The organism is Bradyrhizobium sp. BRP20 (assembly GCF_020194215.1).
In the GTDB taxonomy this organism is placed as follows: Bacteria; Pseudomonadota; Alphaproteobacteria; order Rhizobiales; family Xanthobacteraceae; genus Bradyrhizobium; species Bradyrhizobium yuanmingense.
Genome location: NZ_JADYVY010000012.1, coordinates 193,930 through 212,356 on the forward strand (window position 1 = coordinate 193,930; position 18,427 = coordinate 212,356).

At 60.3% G+C, this 18,427-nt stretch carries 14 protein-coding genes; 12 read left to right on the forward strand and 2 right to left on the reverse strand.

Translation table 11 applies throughout. From position 1 onward, the window contains the following. The first annotated feature begins 96 nt into the window (after positions 1-96). The 12 genes from I6F33_RS26110 (at position 97) to I6F33_RS26165 (ending at position 15,635) form a co-directional block, all read left to right on the forward strand. A complete protein-coding gene (locus I6F33_RS26110) occupies positions 97-1,617 on the forward strand; it encodes a porin (protein ID WP_225144542.1) in 1,521 nt (506 codons plus the stop codon). 298 nt (positions 1,618-1,915) lie between these two features. Then, a complete protein-coding gene (locus I6F33_RS26115; protein ID WP_225131290.1) occupies positions 1,916-2,650 on the forward strand; it encodes a GntR family transcriptional regulator in 735 nt (244 codons plus the stop codon). Between the two features lie 215 nt (positions 2,651-2,865). Further along, a complete protein-coding gene (locus I6F33_RS26120; protein WP_225131289.1) occupies positions 2,866-4,491 on the forward strand; it encodes an ABC transporter substrate-binding protein in 1,626 nt (541 codons plus the stop codon). Between the two features lie 337 nt (positions 4,492-4,828). Continuing rightward, on the forward strand, positions 4,829-5,884 hold the full coding sequence (locus I6F33_RS26125) for an LLM class flavin-dependent oxidoreductase (RefSeq protein WP_225144543.1): 1,056 nt from the start codon (positions 4,829-4,831) through the stop codon (positions 5,882-5,884). A 149-nt stretch (positions 5,885-6,033) separates the two neighbouring features. After that, positions 6,034-6,480 (forward strand): hypothetical protein, encoded by a 447-nt coding sequence (locus I6F33_RS26130; protein WP_225144544.1) that lies wholly within the window; start codon positions 6,034-6,036, stop codon positions 6,478-6,480. Next, positions 6,477-7,259, forward strand: a complete 783-nt coding sequence (locus I6F33_RS26135) for an SDR family NAD(P)-dependent oxidoreductase (protein ID WP_225131283.1) — start codon at positions 6,477-6,479, stop codon at positions 7,257-7,259. The genes I6F33_RS26130 and I6F33_RS26135 overlap by 4 nt, the downstream gene beginning before the upstream one ends. A gap of 657 nt (positions 7,260-7,916) precedes the next feature. Beyond that, positions 7,917-9,047: a Re/Si-specific NAD(P)(+) transhydrogenase subunit alpha gene (locus I6F33_RS26140; RefSeq protein ID WP_225144545.1), complete on the forward strand. Its 1,131-nt coding sequence runs from the start codon at positions 7,917-7,919 to the stop codon at positions 9,045-9,047. Positions 9,048-9,069: 22 nt separating this feature from the next. Continuing rightward, entirely contained in the window at positions 9,070-9,387 is a 318-nt protein-coding gene (locus I6F33_RS26145; RefSeq protein ID WP_225144546.1) for a proton-translocating transhydrogenase family protein, read from the forward strand. A gap of 39 nt (positions 9,388-9,426) precedes the next feature. Beyond that, a complete protein-coding gene (locus tag I6F33_RS26150) occupies positions 9,427-10,824 on the forward strand; it encodes an NAD(P)(+) transhydrogenase (Re/Si-specific) subunit beta (protein ID WP_225144547.1) in 1,398 nt (465 codons plus the stop codon). Between the two features lie 418 nt (positions 10,825-11,242). Next, positions 11,243-12,502 (forward strand): Glu/Leu/Phe/Val dehydrogenase, encoded by a 1,260-nt coding sequence (locus I6F33_RS26155; protein WP_225130118.1) that lies wholly within the window; start codon positions 11,243-11,245, stop codon positions 12,500-12,502. A gap of 296 nt (positions 12,503-12,798) precedes the next feature. Further along, positions 12,799-14,832 carry a methyl-accepting chemotaxis protein gene (locus I6F33_RS26160; protein ID WP_225144548.1) on the forward strand — a complete coding sequence of 678 codons (2,034 nt, stop codon included), beginning with the start codon at positions 12,799-12,801 and terminating at the stop codon, positions 14,830-14,832. 140 nt (positions 14,833-14,972) lie between these two features. Continuing rightward, positions 14,973-15,635: an MIP/aquaporin family protein gene (locus I6F33_RS26165; protein ID WP_225144568.1), complete on the forward strand. Its 663-nt coding sequence runs from the start codon at positions 14,973-14,975 to the stop codon at positions 15,633-15,635. A 194-nt stretch (positions 15,636-15,829) separates the two neighbouring features. On the opposite strand, the gene I6F33_RS26170 is transcribed toward I6F33_RS26165, so the two are convergent. Next, positions 15,830-16,216, reverse strand: coding sequence for a hypothetical protein (locus tag I6F33_RS26170; RefSeq protein ID WP_225144549.1), 387 nt, complete (start codon positions 16,214-16,216; stop codon positions 15,830-15,832). Positions 16,217-16,222: 6 nt separating this feature from the next. After that, positions 16,223-18,055 carry a glutamine--fructose-6-phosphate transaminase (isomerizing) gene (gene glmS / locus I6F33_RS26175; protein WP_225144550.1) on the reverse strand — a complete coding sequence of 611 codons (1,833 nt, stop codon included), beginning with the start codon at positions 18,053-18,055 and terminating at the stop codon, positions 16,223-16,225. Between the last annotated feature and the right edge of the window lie 372 nt (positions 18,056-18,427).

The window sequence follows — 18,427 nt, forward strand, 5'->3', positions numbered from 1 at the left end:
CGTCGAGGTGCGCGAAACGAGAAGCAACAGTCGTGAACTTGGGATCATTCTTCGGCAACCGCCCATAAGGGCCGCAGAAGATGTTGGAGGGCTTTTATGAAGACGTTTAACCGAATGCTCTGCGGTTCGGCCGCTGCGCTCAGCTTGATGGGTGGTGCACAGGCGGCCGACCTGCCGGCCAAGGCAGGGCCGATTGAATACGTGAAGGTCTGCTCTCTCTATGGCGCCGGGTTCTATTATATCCCCGGCACCGACACATGCATCAAGCTCGGAGGTTATCTGCGCGTTGATGCGGCCTTCAACACCAACTCGATCTACACGCAGGGCGCGGTGAATGGTGCGCCTGGAGCGGGCAATCGCCTGCGCAACTCCTATTCCACCAATGCCCGTGAAGATCTGACGATCGATACGCGCACCGCAACACAATACGGTATGCTCCGCACCTTCTTCGATGGTGTGTTCGACTGGGGGTCGGGCGGCTATACCGGTGTTGGGACCAGCGGTGTTAACGGCTCGACGGTTTACGGCGGAACTGGCGTCGCTGGTGGATCGGTTGGTGTCTATCTGGCCTTCATCCAGTTCGCAGGGTTCACGATAGGCAAAACCATCTCCCAGTTCTCAACGCCCTGGATCAATTACCCCGCGAACAACTTTGACGGTCTGCCGGGCGGCGGCGGTGCGGTTACGGGTGTGAATCAGTTTACGTACACCGCTGACTTCGGCCAGGGTATCACGGCATCATTCTCGGCGCAGGATCAGGTCCAATACTACACGACCAACATCTGGAACATCAGCGGCGCGACAGTGGCTGGTCTTGCGACAGGCGCGTACGGCGCGAGCGACATTGCCGGTGCAAGCTCTCCTGACCTTGTCGCTATGCTTCGAGTCGATCAGGCTTGGGGCCTCTTCCAGGCGTCAGTCGCGATGCATGACAATCATGCCGCTTACTACGGCGCCGACGAGACGACCGGTCATCCCGGCGACAAGTGGGGCTGGGCGGGTCAACTGGCCTTGTCAATCAAGAATCTCCCGACCGGTCCGGGTGACACAATCAACGTCCAAGGCGTTTATACGTATGGCGCAAGCCGCTATAATTTCCAGGACCTCGTACCCACCACCTACGCGATGTACGGGGGGGCGGGACTTGCGGGGGTCTACCAGAGCGTCGGCCTTGCCGGTCTCGCCGACTCGGTCTTCGTGGCGGGCTCCGGTCAGGAACTGACCACCACCTACGGCTTCCGTGGCGGCTATACCCACAACTGGGATCCTTACTGGAACACTGGCATCTACGGTGCGTGGGCTGCTGCGCGATATAATAGTGCAGCGAAAGGCTACATCTGCGGTGCATTCGTCGCGGGCCTTGCGCTCTCGAGCGGCGCGGCCGGCTGCAACCCCGACTTCAACTATGCGGTCGCAGGCGTGATCACTCGCTGGACTCCGGTCAAGAACCTGACCTTCTCGGCCGATCTGGCATACAGCGTGCTCGACCAGAAGTATGCGGCCGGCGGCACTGTGGTGTTGCCGGCGCAGACGGGTATTGCCAAGCCCGGAGTTACCTACGAGCTGAAGGACCAGAGCACGGTGAGCTTGCTCCTGCGAGCTCAGCGCAATTGGTGATCTGTTTTGGCAACTAGCACGAAGGAGAAAGGAAGAGGCTTTTAGAATCGAGTTTGACCTCCAGAAGGCCTCCGGCATGCCCGCCGGAGGCCTTTCCAAGAACCGGTTTTTCAGGCCCATGATCCGCGGGACGAACGGTGCTCCGCCGCTCGCGTCCCATCTGAAGTCTCACGTTGACCGAACGACCCGACAAGTCTGCAACCTTAAGTCCAAAATCAAGAATGGGCTGAGCAAACTTGACGTAGACGCGAATTTGTGATCACATATCCGAAATTAAGACTTGGGGGGACCCGCGAAGGTGAAGGACAAGAAACCGCTGCCGCTACTGCCGTCCGTTGCCCGGGACTCGATGGCGGATCAGGTTTACCGGCATTTGCGTGACGGCGTAATGGCCGGCCGCTTCGCGCCGGGCCAGAGGCTGACAATTCGAGGACTTGCCGAGGCGTTGGGTTCGAGCCCGATGCCGGTGCGCGAGGCGCTCCGCCGCCTGCAGGCTGAAGGTGCATTCGAGTTCAGCGACACGGCGCGCCTGAGCGTCGTTCATCTGTCAGGCGCGCAATTGCGCGACGTGCGCGATGCACGGGTGGCGCTTGAGGGGCTTCTTGCCGAGCGCGCGGCAATCCGCATGACGGGCGTTGACGATAGTGAGGTCGCTGAGCTCTATGATCGTCTCCAGGCGGCGGCCGATGCAGTCGATGTGCCCGCTTATCTATCGGCGAATTTCGCCTTTCATAGGCGGATCTATGAGATCGCTCAAGCACCCATCATCCTTGGTGCGGTCGAGAATTTCTGGGTTCTGATTGGCCCGTGCTTCGTGCTCGTTGCGCCCGACGCCGCGCACCTGCGCCGCTCCATGGATGCTCATCGCCGCATCCTTGATGCGCTGACGCATCGCGACGGCCCCGCCGCCCGCGCGGCTGTGACCGATGACATCATGCAGGCGGCCAATTGCCTCTCGCGCGTTATCGACAAACCCGTAAAGAAGCGATCGGCGGCCGCTCCGAAAGGCAGGCGCGGAAACGCCTCTGCCTGAGGATCCTGCAGCGGTTCATGCCTTATCCCGAGCTGTGTGTCTGAACACGTCAGGCGCATCTTTATCTCCGCGATCGTCGATTGTGCGGACGCAAGCGGAACTTCCTGGGTCGCTCCTTTGCGGGAGCGCCTTCGAAGACTCGTGCGCACGAGACAGAGCTATCCACGTCATTCGAGCTTGTTCACGCAAATCCAGAACCTACGCAGGGGACTTGAATGTTGGGAAATCAATCACGCCGCAGCTTTCTCAAGCTGGCGGCGAGCGGCAGTGCGATGTTCACGCCGGGCCTTTTTACCGGGTCTGCAAATGCACAGGCTGGTCCGACGCTCACGGTGGCCTGGGGCACGGATATCGATTCCTTCGATCCGGCGCAATTCAAGTCCGACGGCGCTTATATCGTTCAGGCAAACATCTACGACACGGTGCTGAGCTGGGGTGCAGAGCCAGTCGCCGGATCGCCTAACCTTGCGATTTCCAAGCCCGCTGTTTTCGCAAGCGGCATCGGCGAAAGCTGGACGTATGAGAACGACAACAAAACCCTTGTCGTCAACATCCGTCGTGGCCTGAAATTTCCGAGCGGCCGGCCGGTGAATGCGAACGCGGTGAAATATCTCTTCGACCGTGGGCTGCAATCTTCCGGCTACATGCGGCTCATCTTTCCAACCATGATCGGGGTGACGGAGGCAGATCAATTCGAGGTGCGCGACGATAGTACCTTTGCGATCAACCTGCCGGCGCCGAGTGCCATGTTGCTCGACGTGCTGTCCTTGTCCAACAACGCACTTCTTGATCCCGAAGAGATCAAGCTGCACGCGACCGCCGACGATCCTTGGGCCTCTCAATGGCTTAAGCGCAACACGGCCGGGCTCGGGCCCTATAAAGCCGTCAGAAACGAGCCAGGCGTCGAGGTGGTTCTGGAAGCCACACAAGGCTATTGGGGGGCGTCACCCTATTTCAAGCGCATCGTCATCAAATCAACGGCGAATGAGGCTGACCGGATTCTCCTGCTTAAGCGCAAAGCCATCGACATGGTGATCGGACCCAACTCGATGTCGCCGAAGAATCTCAAGAGCCTTGAGGGCGAGCCGGGTCTCAATGTCGTGTCGCTGCCCGACACCAATTGCAATTTTCTCTGCATGAATCTGAAGAAAAAACCGTTCGATAACGTGAAAGTTCGCCAGGCGATCAATTACGCGATGCCGATCCACGCAATCATCCCGAACGTCCTCTACGGTTATGGCGAACAGATGAAAAGCCCGATCGCAGCTCAAACGCCCGGCCATGATGGTTCGCTCTCGCCGTACAATTACGATGTCGCCAAAGCAAAATCACTGATGGCGGAAGCTGGGCTCGGCTCGGAGCCGATCCCGGTCAAGCTCGCGGTGCGTGTTGGATATGCGCCGCATGAGCAAGCAGCGATATGGATTCAGCGCGAACTGGAGAAAATCGGATTCCGGGTCAGCATCGAGAAGGAGACTGACGCGACCTTCCGCCAACTGTCATCGACCGGCGGGCACGAGCTGTCGATTGAATCGTGGCAGTCCTGGATCAACGACCCATTCTATCACCTCTATTGGAATTTTCACAGCAAAGCCAGCGCGACCAACAAGGGGGGCTACGCCAATCCTGCCCTCGACAAGATCATCGACGAGAATATCCGAGAGGCTGATCCAGCCAGGCGCATGGCCGCAGTCAAGGATGCGCAGAAGATTCTTCTGGATGACGCGGCCTGGGGTCTGCTTTGGTATGACAATTGGGCGAGGGTGACTCGTTCCGAGCTCGCGGGCGTTGCGAAGTACTGGGATTCCTTCGAGCGCTTCAACAAGATGAAGCTGAGTTGAGAGCGGCCTGGACGCGCTGACAAGATCATGTCGTTCTTCGCTTTCGTGCTTCGCCAGTCACTCTTTGCTGACGCCGACCCTATTCGGCGTCAGCGTGACCGGCTTTCTTCGTCTATCTGTTGCCCGGTAATCCACCCTCGTGAAGGCCGGCGCCATGGCGACGCCCGAATACGTGGCTCGGCGTCATCGCGCATTCGCCCTCAAGGATCGGATGCCTCGGCTGGTTAGGGACCTGGCCGCGGACCGGCGAGGCGGCAAGTCAAGCCCTTTTTCTTCATCACCTCTCGGCCGGGTCAGCTCGCTTGAGCGCGGAGGGAGGCAACTGTCGGAGACGTTCATGTCGATAGAACTGTTGATGCTCGGCGACCAACCGGTGTCCCGCCTTGCCGCTCGTACCAGGCTTGCCGAAGAGAGCGGATTTGAAACCGTCTGGCTTGCGGATGAGCGCTTCTACCGCGAAACCTACTCGTGTCTGTCCTATCTGGCCGGGCAAACCTCACGCGTCAAGCTTGGTCCCTGCGTGACCGATCCGTTCGCGCGCCACCCGGCTTTGACCGCCATGGCCCTGGGCACCCTCGATGAAATCTCGAAGGGGCGCACCATTCTCGGCATCGGCGCGGGTGTCTCCGGCTTCGCCGAGCTCGGGATCCAATCGCGCAAGCCGCCTCTCGCCATTCGCGAAGCCGTCGATCTGATTCGTCAGCTCATGGCCGGGCAGGAGGTCGACTACCAGGGCGAGATCATTCGATTTCACCGCGGCCGATTGAATTTCACGCCGCCGCGCGCGCGCGTCCCTGTTCGCGTCGCAAGCAATGGTCCGCTCGGTCAGAAAATGGGCGGCGCAGTCGCCGATGGCGTGATGATGGAAGGGTGCGGCTCTGTCGACGAAGCAAAGGCCTTCGCGTCGGCCGTCGCTGAGGGGGCGACAAAGGCCGGCCGTTCTCCGGGCGAGATCAAGCTTGTCGCGCGCCTTGATTGCTGTATCGCCAATGACGGTAAGCAGGCGCGCGATATATTGCGCCCTTCAGTGACGCGGATCATTGCGCAAGCCACTTCGCGGTTCTACACGCTTCAGACACAGGGACTTACATTGCCAAAAGAGGTCGTCGATGCCATTGGTCCAGTCCCTTATGCTGCCGGCGTCGCCCCGTTCGCCGCATTATTTCCTCTCGTCACCGACCGCCATGTCGATGCTCTCACCCTCTGCGGGACTGTCGAAGAGGTGACCCAGCACGTCATTGACCTCCGCCGCGCCGGCGTCACCGGCTTCAACATCTTTCCGGTTCCGGCTCCTGGCGTCAGTTACGAAGACGTCATCATGCGCTTCGGAACGCAAGTCTGGCCGGCCGTCGAGGCGGCTTTCGCGAAGGCGTCGAGCGATCGGCAGGCATAAGCCTCGAGCCAACTTTTTTCCCAAAAGAGGACTGGCAGTCTCCTCGCGGGCTCTTTGCGCCGCGCTGATCGAAGCCCTGCCAGGGATGTGTCGGATGACGCGTGTAGCTTGGCGTCGGAGACGAGCGGGATGGTGAAGACGAGTGGCTCGTGCTTGGCGGACAGCGGTACTTATCGGCGCCCGATGATCCCAAACATAAGGATCTGCCGAAGCTTGGCCTTCAGGCTATCAAAGCTCGTTCGTCCTCTCTGAGCAATATTCATAAGGAGCAAATGATGACGACGGTCGTCTATATCCTGACCGCCTTGAAAACCGGTGTCGACCCGGACGAATATGAACGCTTCGAGCGCGAGGTTGACTATCCGTTTACAGCAAAGCTGAAGACGATCATCAGCTATCGGATTCATCGCCTGACGGAGCCGGTGCCGTTCGACGGCGGCCCCTGGGATTACATCGAGCGCATCGAGGTGACCGATCGCGCCGCCTATGAGGCGGAGCTCGCCACATCCGCCAAGGATCTGATCGACCTGATACACAACAAATATCTGGACGAGTCGAAGCTGAAGTTGATCTGGTCTAGGAGAATCGATCCATGAGTGCGGGCGAATGTGATCTCAACGGCAAGGTCGCCCTTGTCACCGGCTCCTCATCAGGCACCGGCGCTGCAATCGCAGTCGAGCTCGCGCGGCGTGGGGCGCGTGTCGCGGTGCATTGCCGGCGTGCTTTGAGCGAGGGCGAAAGCATTGTCGCTCGCATCGCCGCGATCGGTGGAAAAGCGATGCTGTTTCCGGTTGACCTAAGAGACCCAGAGGCGGCGGCAGCGCTTGTATGCCGGGTCACAGAGCGACTGGGAGCCTTAGGCATCCTAGTCAACAATGCGGGTCCCTATTCAGATACACCGTTTCGGTCGCTATCCTTGTCGGAGTGGGAGACGGTCATGGCGGTGAATCTAAGGACCCCGTACCAGCTTGCTCAAAGCGCGATCACAGGCATGGAGCGAATGGGCTGGGGCCGGATCATCAATGTGAGCGCAACCTCGGCCTATGCGAGGTCGCATTCGGTATACGGGCTTGCCAAAGAGGCTTTGATCCATTTGACGCAGTGCCTCGCGCTCGAATTTGCGCCGCTCGTTACGGTCAACGCGATCGTACCCGGCCAGATCGCCAGCGAGCGTACCAATATGATGGCCGACTACAAGGCCAGCGTCGTCATGGAAACACCGATGGCGCGACTGGTCACCGAACAGGAGGTCGCCCGGATGGTGGCGTTTCTCTGTACATCGGAGTTTTCCGCGGTGACGGGACAATCAATCGTCATGGATGGCGGACGATCGCTGCCGCGCACGCTGAAACTCAACCTCACGACGACCAGTTAGGTCTCCGGCTGCGCCAGAGCGCGCGACATTCGGTGCGGGTGCTTTCCGATGCTGATTCGTTCGCGCGTCAAAATCCATCGTATCTTGCAGGAATCATTCACTTACCTCCAGTCTTTCGTGGAGTTTCACCGCTAGTTTCCAGCGAAGGCAGTCAGATCGCCGAGAAACGACGTCTTCCCGGTGCTAGTTTGCCCGTAGACCCGAGGGGAAATGCAATGGGGCGGGATCCTATGTGAGGCCAATCGGCAGCTGGCCGCAGTACTGGCGCCTGACCTTGAGCCTCATCCGCGGCAAGTGTGAGCTAGCTTTCGTTGCACGGGTGACACGAAGGACCGTATCTCAGCGCGGCGCAAGGCGGGATGTCATGGAATGACGCGCGGGCAACATTGCCTAATCATTCGGACCAGCGGATTGATTGCGGTCGGCGGATCGGGCTGACTGGGAGAGCGGCACAAAGTCGATCTTGGTCGAGAGAGCTTGAAAGGCTCGGCGCCCCCCCCCCCCAAAGAACGGCGCAGGGCATCTGATAGAGTCTGCCAAACGAGCCTTATATCCAGTGCGAACAAGTCATCACTACGAACCAATTCGGGCGTTCTGCAGGCCGGTGCGCTCGGAATACTGCTGTACGAAGACAGGCGGCGCTCGCCGGGAGGTGTCATGAAGATCGCCGTTGCCAAGGAAATCGATCCGTCGGAGCCGCGTGTCGCCGCTTCGCCTGATACGGTGAAGAAGTTTAGGGCGTTGGGCGCCGAAATCGCCGTGGAGCCGGGCGCGGGCATCAAGTCGGGCCTGCCGGATTCCGAATTCACCGCCGTGGGTGCCACCGTCAGCACCGATGCGCTGAAGGACGCCGACATCATCATCAAGGTGAAGCGCCCCGAGGCCTCCGAGCTTGCACAGTACAAGCGCGGCGCACTCGTCATCGCCATCATGGACCCCTACGGCAACGAGGCCGCGTTGAAGACGATGGCCGATGCCGGCGTCTCCGCCTTCGCGATGGAACTGATGCCGCGCATCACCCGTGCGCAGGTGATGGACGTGCTGTCCTCGCAGGCCAACCTCGCCGGCTACCGCGCCGTGATCGAGGGCGCCGAGGCCTTTGGCCGCGCCTTCCCGATGATGATGACCGCGGCCGGCACCGTGCCCGCGGCCAAGGTGTTCGTGATGGGCGTCGGTGTCGCCGGCCTCCAGGCGATCGCGACCGCGCGCCGTCTCGGCGCCGTCGTTACCGCGACCGACGTGCGACCCGCGACCAAGGAGCAGGTCGGATCGCTCGGTGCGAAATTCCTTGCCGTCGAGGACGAGGAGTTCAAGAACGCGCAGACCGCCGGCGGCTACGCCAAGGAGATGTCGAAAGAGTACCAGGCCAAGCAGGCTGCTCTCACCGCCGAGCACATCAAGAAGCAGGACATCGTGATCACGACGGCGCTGATTCCGGGCCGGCCCGCGCCGAAGCTTGTCAGTGCCGAAATGGTCAAGTCGATGAAGCCGGGCTCGGTGCTGGTCGATCTCGCGGTCGAGCGCGGCGGCAATGTCGAGGGCGCCAGGGCCGGAGAGGTCGTCGACCTCGATGGCATCAAGATCGTCGGCTACACCAACGTCGCCGGCCGCGTCGCGGCTTCGGCCTCCAGCCTCTATGCGCGCAATCTGTTCTCCTTCATCGAGACCATGGTCGACAAGAAAGAGAAGAAGCTCGCCGTGAACTGGGGCGACGAACTGGTCAAGGCCACCGCGCTGACCAAAGACGGTGCCGTCATCCACCCGAATTTCCAGCCCAAATCATCTTAAATCGGGTTTAAGGAGAGCCGCCATGGAGCATGCTGCACAGGTCGTCGACCCCTTCATCTTCCGGCTGTCGATCTTCGTTCTCGCCGTCTTCGTCGGCTATTTCGTGGTGTGGTCGGTGACGCCCGCGCTGCACACGCCGCTGATGAGCGTGACCAACGCGATCTCCTCGGTGATCGTGGTCGGCGCGCTGCTTGCCGGCGGCGTCTCCAATGTTTCGAGCGGCTCGGGCTGGGCGCGCGCCTTCGGCTTCGTTGCGCTGATCTTTGCCTGCATCAACATCTTCGGCGGCTTCCTTGTCACCCAGCGCATGCTGGCGATGTACAAGAAGAAGTCGAAGTAAGCGGCCACCTCGGGCTGATGGGATCAATGGGGACCTGAGATGAGCGCCAACCTCTCTGCATTTCTGTATCTCGTGGCGGGAGTGCTGTTCATCCTGTCGCTGCGCGGGTTGTCGAGCCCGGCTTCGTCGCGCCAGGGCAATCTGTTCGGCATGATCGGCATGGCGATCGCGGTCGCCACCACGCTTGCCAACCACCCGCCGGCAGACGGCCTCGCCTGGGTGCTGGTGATCGTCGGCATCGCGATCGGCGCTGCGATCGGCGCGGTGATCGCCCGCCGCGTGCCGATGACCTCGATGCCGGAGCTCGTCGCGGCCTTCCACTCGCTGGTCGGCATGGCCGCGGTGCTGGTCGCCGCCGGCGCGTTCTACGCGCCCGAGGCTTTCGACATCGGTACGCCGGGCAACATCCACCCGCAGAGCCTGGTCGAGATGTCGCTCGGCGTCGCCATCGGCGCGCTGACCTTCACCGGTTCGGTGATCGCGTTCCTGAAGCTGTCCGCGCGCATGAGCGGCGCGCCGATCATCCTGCCGTTCCGCCACGGCATCAACATCGCGCTCGCATTGGCGCTGGTGTTCTTCATCGTCCGGCTCGTGCTCACCGGCGGCGCGTTCGACTTCTGGATGATCGTCATCCTGGCGCTGGCCCTCGGCGTGCTCATGATCATCCCGATCGGCGGCGCCGACATGCCGGTCGTGATCTCGATGCTGAACTCCTATTCGGGCTGGGCCGCGGCCGGCATCGGCTTCACACTCGGCAATTCCGCGCTGATCATCACCGGTGCGCTGGTCGGCTCGTCGGGCGCGATCCTGTCCTACATCATGTGCCACGCAATGAACCGGTCCTTCATCTCGGTCATCCTCGGCGGCTTCGGCGGCGAGACCGCTGCGGCCGGCGGCGGTACCGGCGAACAGAAGCCCGCCAAGCTCGGTTCGGCGGACGATGCCGCCTTCATCATGAAGAACGCCTCGAAGGTCATCATCGTGCCCGGCTACGGCATGGCGGTGGCGCAGGCCCAGCATGCGCTGCGCGAGATGGCAGACATGCTGAAGAAGGAAGGCGTCGAGGTGAAATACGCCATTCACCCGGTCGCGGGCCGCATGCCCGGCCACATGAACGTGCTCCTCGCCGAAGCCAACGTGCCCTATGACGAGGTGTTCGAGCTCGAGGACATCAACTCCGAATTCGCGCAGGCCGACATCGCCTTCGTGATCGGCGCCAACGACGTCACCAACCCCGCGGCCGAAGAGGACAAGACCTCGCCGATCTACGGCATGCCGGTGCTCCAGGTCTGGAAGGCCGGCACGGTGATGTTCATCAAGCGCTCGCTGGCGTCGGGCTACGCGGGCATCGACAATCCGCTGTTCTACCGGGACAACACCATGATGCTGCTCGGCGACGCCAAGAAGGTCACCGAGAACATCGTCAAGGCGATGTGAACGCCACGAGCTAAACATGGTTCAGAGCCTCTCTACTCTTGATCAAGATCAGCGCGGCCGCGCCATAGATTTGAACAACTGGCTCGCCTGATGGCCACGAGGCAATTTCATCTTGCTTGCTCGATCCGCTGCAATGCAAGCTTTCGGAGACATTGAGATGCCGCCGCCGCCCCTTTGGATCCCAGACTCGCAAGATACTCCAGACATTTCGCCTGCGACCACTTGGTTGCTGGCGATCGTGGCCGCCCTCGTCAATCTCGCTTTCGTGGCATTGGTCCTCTATTCGGCGTGAGCGCAAGCTGCGCTCTTGCGGTAACGGCGACCATCTCCACGTCCCGAAATCGCATCACCTGTTCAGGGCCCGAAGCGTCCCGACGCATGAGCGTTCAATTTTTCATATCCAGCTTGAGGAGCTAGCGTGACTGCATATCGTGGGCCAGTGTTTGAGATGGCCGTAAAGCAATTCGAGGTGATCGCGAATTACCTGAGCATACCGGATGATGCGAGACCGCGCCTGTTGTTGCCGAAGCGATCTGTCACAGTATCGTGTCCAATTCACCGGGATGATGGCACCACCGCGGTGTTCGAGGGCTACCGGGTACAGCATCATTTGACGCTTGGCCCGACAAAAGGGGGCACCAGGTTCGCGCCCACAGTCGACCTCGGCGAAGTTGCAGCGCTCGCCATTTGGATGAGCTGGAAATGTGCCCTGGTCGGATTGCCGTATGGCGGGGCCAAGGGCGGCATCAATGTCGACCCCTCGACCTTGTCGAAGCGCGAGCTTGAGGCGCTTTCGCGCCGTTATATGCAGGAAATGATCCCCTTCGTTGGGCCACACACCGATGTTATGGCTCCTGACCTCGGTACGAACGAGCAGATCATGGCCTGGTTCATGGATACTTATTCGATGTACCAGGGCCAAACCGTCACCGAGATCGTGACGGGCAAGCCCGTCAGCGCTGGTGGAACGCTCGGCCGTCGTGAAGCGACAGGCCGGGGTGTGGCTCATCTGGTCAGGCGCGCTGCAGACGAGCTCAAAATCCGTCTCAATGGCTCAACGGCCGTTGTTCAAGGATTTGGAAACGTCGGTTCGATCGCCGCGCTTGAGCTGCATAACATGGGAGTGAAAGTAATCGCGGTCAGCGATCACACCGGCGCGCTCTACCGCCCTCGTGGGCTCGACATACCACAACTGGTCCGGCACGCAGCCTCGCAAGGAAGCCTTGATGGCTACTCCAATGAGCTCGCTCTGGATCCTGCGGAGATCCTGACCGTGCCGTGCGACGTGCTTGTTCCGGCTGCCGTCGAACGGGTCATCGACGCTGGAATGGCCGCTAAACTGCGCTGCCGGATCCTTGCCGAAGGCGCCAACGGACCGACCACGCCGGAAGCTGACCGAATTCTGGAAGGACGCCAGGACGAGGTGTTCGTCATTCCCGATATTCTCTGCAATTCGGGAGGTGTTGTCGTCAGTTACTTTGAATGGGTGCAGGACCTTCAGCGATTGTTCTGGGAGGAGGAGGAAGTCATGCGCCGGGAGTATCAACTCCTGGATCGTGCTTTCGAGCGTGTCCTGGCGCGAAGCAAAGGCGAAAATCTGTTCAATCGCACCGCGGCCATGGCAATAGGCGTCGAGCGTGTTCGCGGTGCCAAGGAAACACGCGGCCTGTTCCCGTAAAAACCTAGTTTTTCCCTCGCGTGGAGCCGCCGTGGGCCCCCTATGCTGCCGCTAACGAGCCACTTGAATGATGAGCCCCAACTGACCTGTGCGCTCGTCCTGATGGTCTTATTGGCGAGCACAGATGCACCCAATCCACTGGCAGATCGGTCTGTCTGCCAGTTCGTCCTAGACTTGGCTGGGCCGTCGCCGACAAAGGCAGCGGCATGTTTAGCGTTGAGTGATAGTCTCACGTCTTACAGTTTTTCATCGGCCGCAGGATTGGCAAGCCATGCGCCATTTAAGGAAAGAAAGCATTGTTCTCAGCTCTCGCACTTCGCGCGCTCTCGTTCAAACGCACCCCATTGTGGCGCTTGCTCAAGCTGCAGATTCCGGCCAGCCGAACATTCAGTGCCTCCTTGCGATTAAAGATCGGCCTGCTTGGCATTATCGCGGTCATTGCGACCGGCGCGATCTGCCTGGTCGGGCTGAACCACGCAGCGCAGGTCCAGGGTGATGCGGACGAGGCAGCTCGCGTCCGTGACCGGTTTGCGGCGCTCTCCCAGAGCTTTCTGGAATCGCAACATGTGACGACCGAATTCCTGCGTCGGCGCGACGAGGCAATGATTGAGCGCCATGCCGAGCTGCTCAAGCACGAAATGGCGATGCTCGGCGACATCGAAGGCATTGCGGCGCGATTGCCTGAGGGCGATCCTCTCAAGAGCTCTTCCGGACTGCGGAGCGGGATCGACCTCTACGCCGCTCGCTTTCAGAACATCGTCTCGGCCGAGCGCGCGCTTGGTTTTAACGCCGAGGAGGGGCTCCAGGGCGGGCTGCGCACGGCCGAGCTTCAGCTGGAAGGGCGGCTTGCCGAGCTCGACCAGCCAAGGTTGACCGTTCTCATGGAGAGGATGCGCGGGTATGAAAAGGATTTCATGCTGCACGGCGAAGAAAAATACGGCCAGGATTTTGACAAGTCTGGCGCCGAATTCGCCGGGCTGCTGGCCACCTCAGATCTCTCACCGGGTATTCGCCCCGAACTTGAGAGGCTTCTCAAGTCCTATCAAGCCGCATTTTCTGCCTTCATGTTGGTCCAGCAGTCGCTGAACGACGAGATGGAGGATATTGCCAAGGTTTATGGCAGCCATCGACCGGCATTGGCACAGGCAATTGCAGAAGCCGATCGCCGAAGCGCCGCGGCTGGCTTGCGCGCGGCAAATGCCCGCGATCTCCTGTTTTGGCTGGTGGTTGGGGCGATGGGCCTGGTCGCGACGTTTGCGCTGCTGTTCGGCCATCGCATTGGCGGTGCCATTTCACGGATGACGGTGGCGATGCGTCAGCTTGGTGCCGGTCAGTTCGAGATTGTTCTGCCGGGTCTTGATCGTAAAGATGAGATCGGGGACATGGGACGGGCGGTCGAGGACTTCAAGCAGGGCATGCGCCTGAAGGCTGAGCGCGACCTTGCCGAACAGTTGGAACGCGACCGCCTGCAGGGCGAGCGAAGCCGCGCGGAGCTAGAGCGGCTTGCTGATGCGTTCGAGGCGGCCGTCGGTAACGTCATTCAGACGGTGGCTAACGCCTCCCGCCAGCTTGAAAGCGCGGCTCTTGGCCTTACTCAGTCGGCCAAGCACACGACCGGCGTTTCGAGCCACGTCTCGGCAGCATCCGACAGCGCCTCTTCCAATATCCAGCTCATTGCTGCCGCGACGGAACAGATGATGACCTCTGCCTCCGAAATTGGGCGGCAGGTGCAGGAATCCTCGAAGATTGCGCTGGAGGCGGTCCGCCAGGCGGCGCAGACTGACAGGCAGATCTCCGAGCTCACTGATGCGGCCGAACGGATCGGCGACGTCGTTCGGCTCATTGCGCAAGTGGCACGCCAGACCAACTTGCTTGCCCTCAACGCCACGATTGAAGCCGCACGTGCGGGCGAATACGGCACCGGCTTTGCGGTGGTCGCGCAGGAAGTCAAGGCTTTGGCGGATCAGACTTCTGATGCAACCTCGCAGATTGCTGCGCAAATCGGCGCGATGCAGTCGGTCGCCCGCAAATCGGTGATTGAAATCGTTTCCATTAGCGCAACGATCGACCGCATCTCGCAGATTTCGGGTGCTGTGTCGGAGTCTGTTGAACAGCAGCTCTTGGCAACGCGCGAGATTGTGCACAACATCCAGCAGACCGCCGCGCGAACCTCGGAGGTTGCGAGCGGAATGAGCCAGGTCGCCCATGGCGCCGCAACCACGGATACAGCGGCAAGCGGCGTCCTGCAGTCGGCGCAGGCGCTGTCCAAGAGCAGTTCTGAGTTGACCGCTGAATTGAGCCGCTTCATTGCATCCTTGCGACGAGCGTGAGCGGCCCAAGCGGTCGAGCAGCCAAAATGTCCCTTGTGCAGGAACACTCAATGCAACCCGATGACCAGCGAGATGAAATGGCGCGAAAGAGCGGACTTGAGGAGATCGGTCCTACGAAAGGCGCCGCTCGGACAATTCTGATGCCGTCCATGGGACGACGCATTGTGTCGGAGGGGCTCGGCACGGCGTTCCTTCTCGCCGCCGTGGTCGGGTCCGGTATCATGGCGCAGCGGCTCGCCGGCGGCAACGTCGCGCTCGCGCTTCTCTGCAACACCATCTCCACTGGTGCGATCCTGGTGGTCCTGATCCTGGTCTTCGGGCCGCTGTCGGGAGCGCACTTCAATCCCGCGCTCAGTCTGGCCTTGACCTTGCGAGGCGAACTGACGTGGCGAGCCCTGTGGGCCTATATTCTCGCGCAGATTGCTGGGTCGCTCGCGGGGGTCTTTGCGGCACATTTGATGTTCGATATTCCGCTCTGGCAAGTCTCGCTCACACAACGAACCGGAGCAGGACAGTGGATCGCAGAAGCCGCCGCAACGTTCGGTTTGCTCGTCACGATCTTCGGCTGCGCGAGCCGAACTCCCGCTGTGGTTCCTTACGCCGTTGGCTTGTACGTAACGTCCGCCTACTGGTTCACCGCATCCACTTCGTTCGCCAATCCGGCGGTGACGATCGCACGATCGCTGTCCGACACCTTTGCCGGTATCGCTCCGAGTAGCGTTGTTCCCTTCATCATCGCGCAACTGATTGGGGCCCTTGCGGCCACAACGCTCGCTGCATGGTTATTTAGGAACACCGCCTGAAAGGGCGATGAGATTAGGAAGAAATCGTCATCGCGATTTAGGTAATTGTTTGAGCATGATCTTTTCGCAAAACACTGCACACGCAGAATGAAGCGAAAGGGTCCGGCGCAGCTGACGTGATCGACAATCTCATTGACGCCAGTCGGCACGTCAATTCTGTCTTCTTGAACTTGCGCTCTGGCTGCTCCTCACACTTACAAACAGGTCGATCGTGCAGCCAATGAATGACGGGGAGGTCGTCGCCGCCCAGATGAGCACGCCACAGCCGCGGCGCCGGCAAGTTCCTGCATTTGGGAAGAAAACCGGAAGATCTTGAGCGCCGTTTGAAAGACGGCCCCCGATGCCATGAAGCGTTGGTCGTTATGCGGGATGGTCACGCCCCGAAGAAGGGTTGGCGCGATGCTGATTGCGTCACGTAAAGTGCTGAGCGGGGTATCGCCCAAGGCCGGCGTCTTGCAGTTCAGCTTAGGTTCAAAGGGAGAGTCAAGCTGCGGCGCGCTCGACGCAACTTGACCGATGTCACCAACCCGCTCGAAGTACGCCGATATTCTGGTGGTGAGCGTCGGATCGGCGAAAATCAAGGCAACCTATTCGACAATGACCGACTTAGACCTAGCGAGATTGCGTGGCTGGTCAACATCTGTGCCCATCAGCAACCCAGTATGATACGCCAAGAGCTGCATCGGAATGTCATAAACTATCGGAGTAAAGCTTGCCCCCATGTCAGGCAATACGATGGTCGCGAGCGAGTTCACAGAGGCCGCCTCGGCCCCCTTTGGATCGGTTATTAGGATGATGTTGCCACCTCTTGCTGCAACTTCCTGCATGTTTGAGACCGTCTTTTGGAACAGCGAGTCGGAAGGGGCGATCACCACGACAGGCACACCATCGCTTATCAACGCAAGCGGACCGTGTTTAAGCTCACCCGCAGCATAGCCGTCGGCGTGGATATAGGCGATTTCTTTCAGCTTCAGCGCTCCTTCCAGCGCCAGCGGAAAGGAGCTGCCGCGACCGAGACATAGCACGCCACGCGACTTGGCGACCTCCCGCGCGAGCTTCTCGATTTGCGGTTCGGTTGCAAGTGCAGCTGTCATCAGGCGAGGAACTTCGAGCAACTCCTGTACGAGCGTGGCCTCGGTGGCCCGGGACAATTCACCACGCGCTCTCCCGTTGGCGATCGCAAGAGCCGCGAGCACGATCAACTGGCACGAGAAGGCTTTGGTCGAGGGGACGCCCATTTCGGGGCCGGCCAGCGTCTGCAGCACGGTCTCGCTCTCTCGCGCAATTGTCGAGCTCGGCACGTTGACTACGGAGAGCGTGCGCAGTCCCTGAGATTTGGCAAAACGCAGCGCAGCCAGCGTATCAGCCGTCTCGCCGGATTGCGAAATGAGGATGGCGAGATCGCGCTCGCGCAAGGGCGGTTCCCGGTAGCGTAATTCGGAAGCGACATCGACCTCGACGGGGATGCGGGCCAGCCGCTCGAACCAGTATTTGCCGATGTGGCCGGCATGGCGTGCGGTGCCGCAGCCGGTGATCAATATTCGGCCAATGTCATTGAAGTCGAATGGCAGCGTCTGAGGGAATGCGACGCGATCGGCCGACGCGTCGACATAGCGCGCCAGCGTATGGCCGGCGACTTTCGGTTGCCTGTGGATCTCCTTGAGCATGAAAGGACGATAATTTGCCTTTCGGATGAGAGCCGGCGAGGCTCTGCATTTCAGCACCTCGCGATGGGCAATGACGCCTTGCATGTCGTAGATCGTGAAGGAGTTGCGGGTCAGAACGGCCCAGTCGCCGTCTTCCAAATGGGTAATGCTCTCCGTGAAAGGCGCGAGTGCAATCTCATCCGACGCCAGATACATTTCTCCGTCGCCGTGGCCGATAGCAAGCGGCGACCCATTGCAGGCCCCGATCAATAAATCGTCGTAGCCCTTGAACAGAAAAACCAGCGCGAACGGACCACGCAGTTTGGGCAGCGAAGCCTTCACCGCGTCCTTAGGCGAATAGCCCTTGATCAAATGGGATTCGACTATGTGAGCGACTACCTCTGTGTCCGTCTCGGAGGCGAATTGTGCACCCTTTCGTTCCAACTCGGCGCGCAGCTCAGGATAATTTTCGATTACGCCGTTATGAACGACCGACACATTGTCAGTCGCATGCAGATGGGCGTTCTTCGCGCTCGCCTTTCCGTGGCTGGTCCAGCGGGTATGCCCGATGCCGGTATGCCCCCACACCGGCGCGGCGCGCAGGCGGTTCTCTAACGCCTTGAGCTTGCCCTCGGCACGCTGTCGGTAGAAATGACCGCCTTCCAGCGTTGCCACGCCTGCAGAGTCATAGCCACAATATTCTAGCCGCTTCAGGGAAACGATTAATTGCTCGGAGACCGGACGGCGTCCCACAATGCCGACAATTCCGCACATGCAGGTCAATATGCTCCGCAACTAGCGTTGAACCACATCGTCTTTCGAGTCAGGCGGCAAGCTAGAGGGGTTGGCAGGTCAATGAATCCCCCCATTTGGCTAGCCACGGAGCTGGCAATTTGCATGCCAGTACCGAACGGCTTTACAAGCTATTTGGGCCGGTTCCCGGACACGCTGCTAGACGTATATCATCACGCTGATCTAGCATTCCGGGGGACTTCTGCTGACGATGGCCTCGGCGCCTAAATGGAGCCGCGGGGCCCAGAATGTTCGCTCACTCGGCCAGATACTGACATTCCCCATCGACCTCGTTGCCCGATCTAACATCGCTCCGGTGTGGTGAGTAGCCGAGAGGAATTCACATTCATCGTG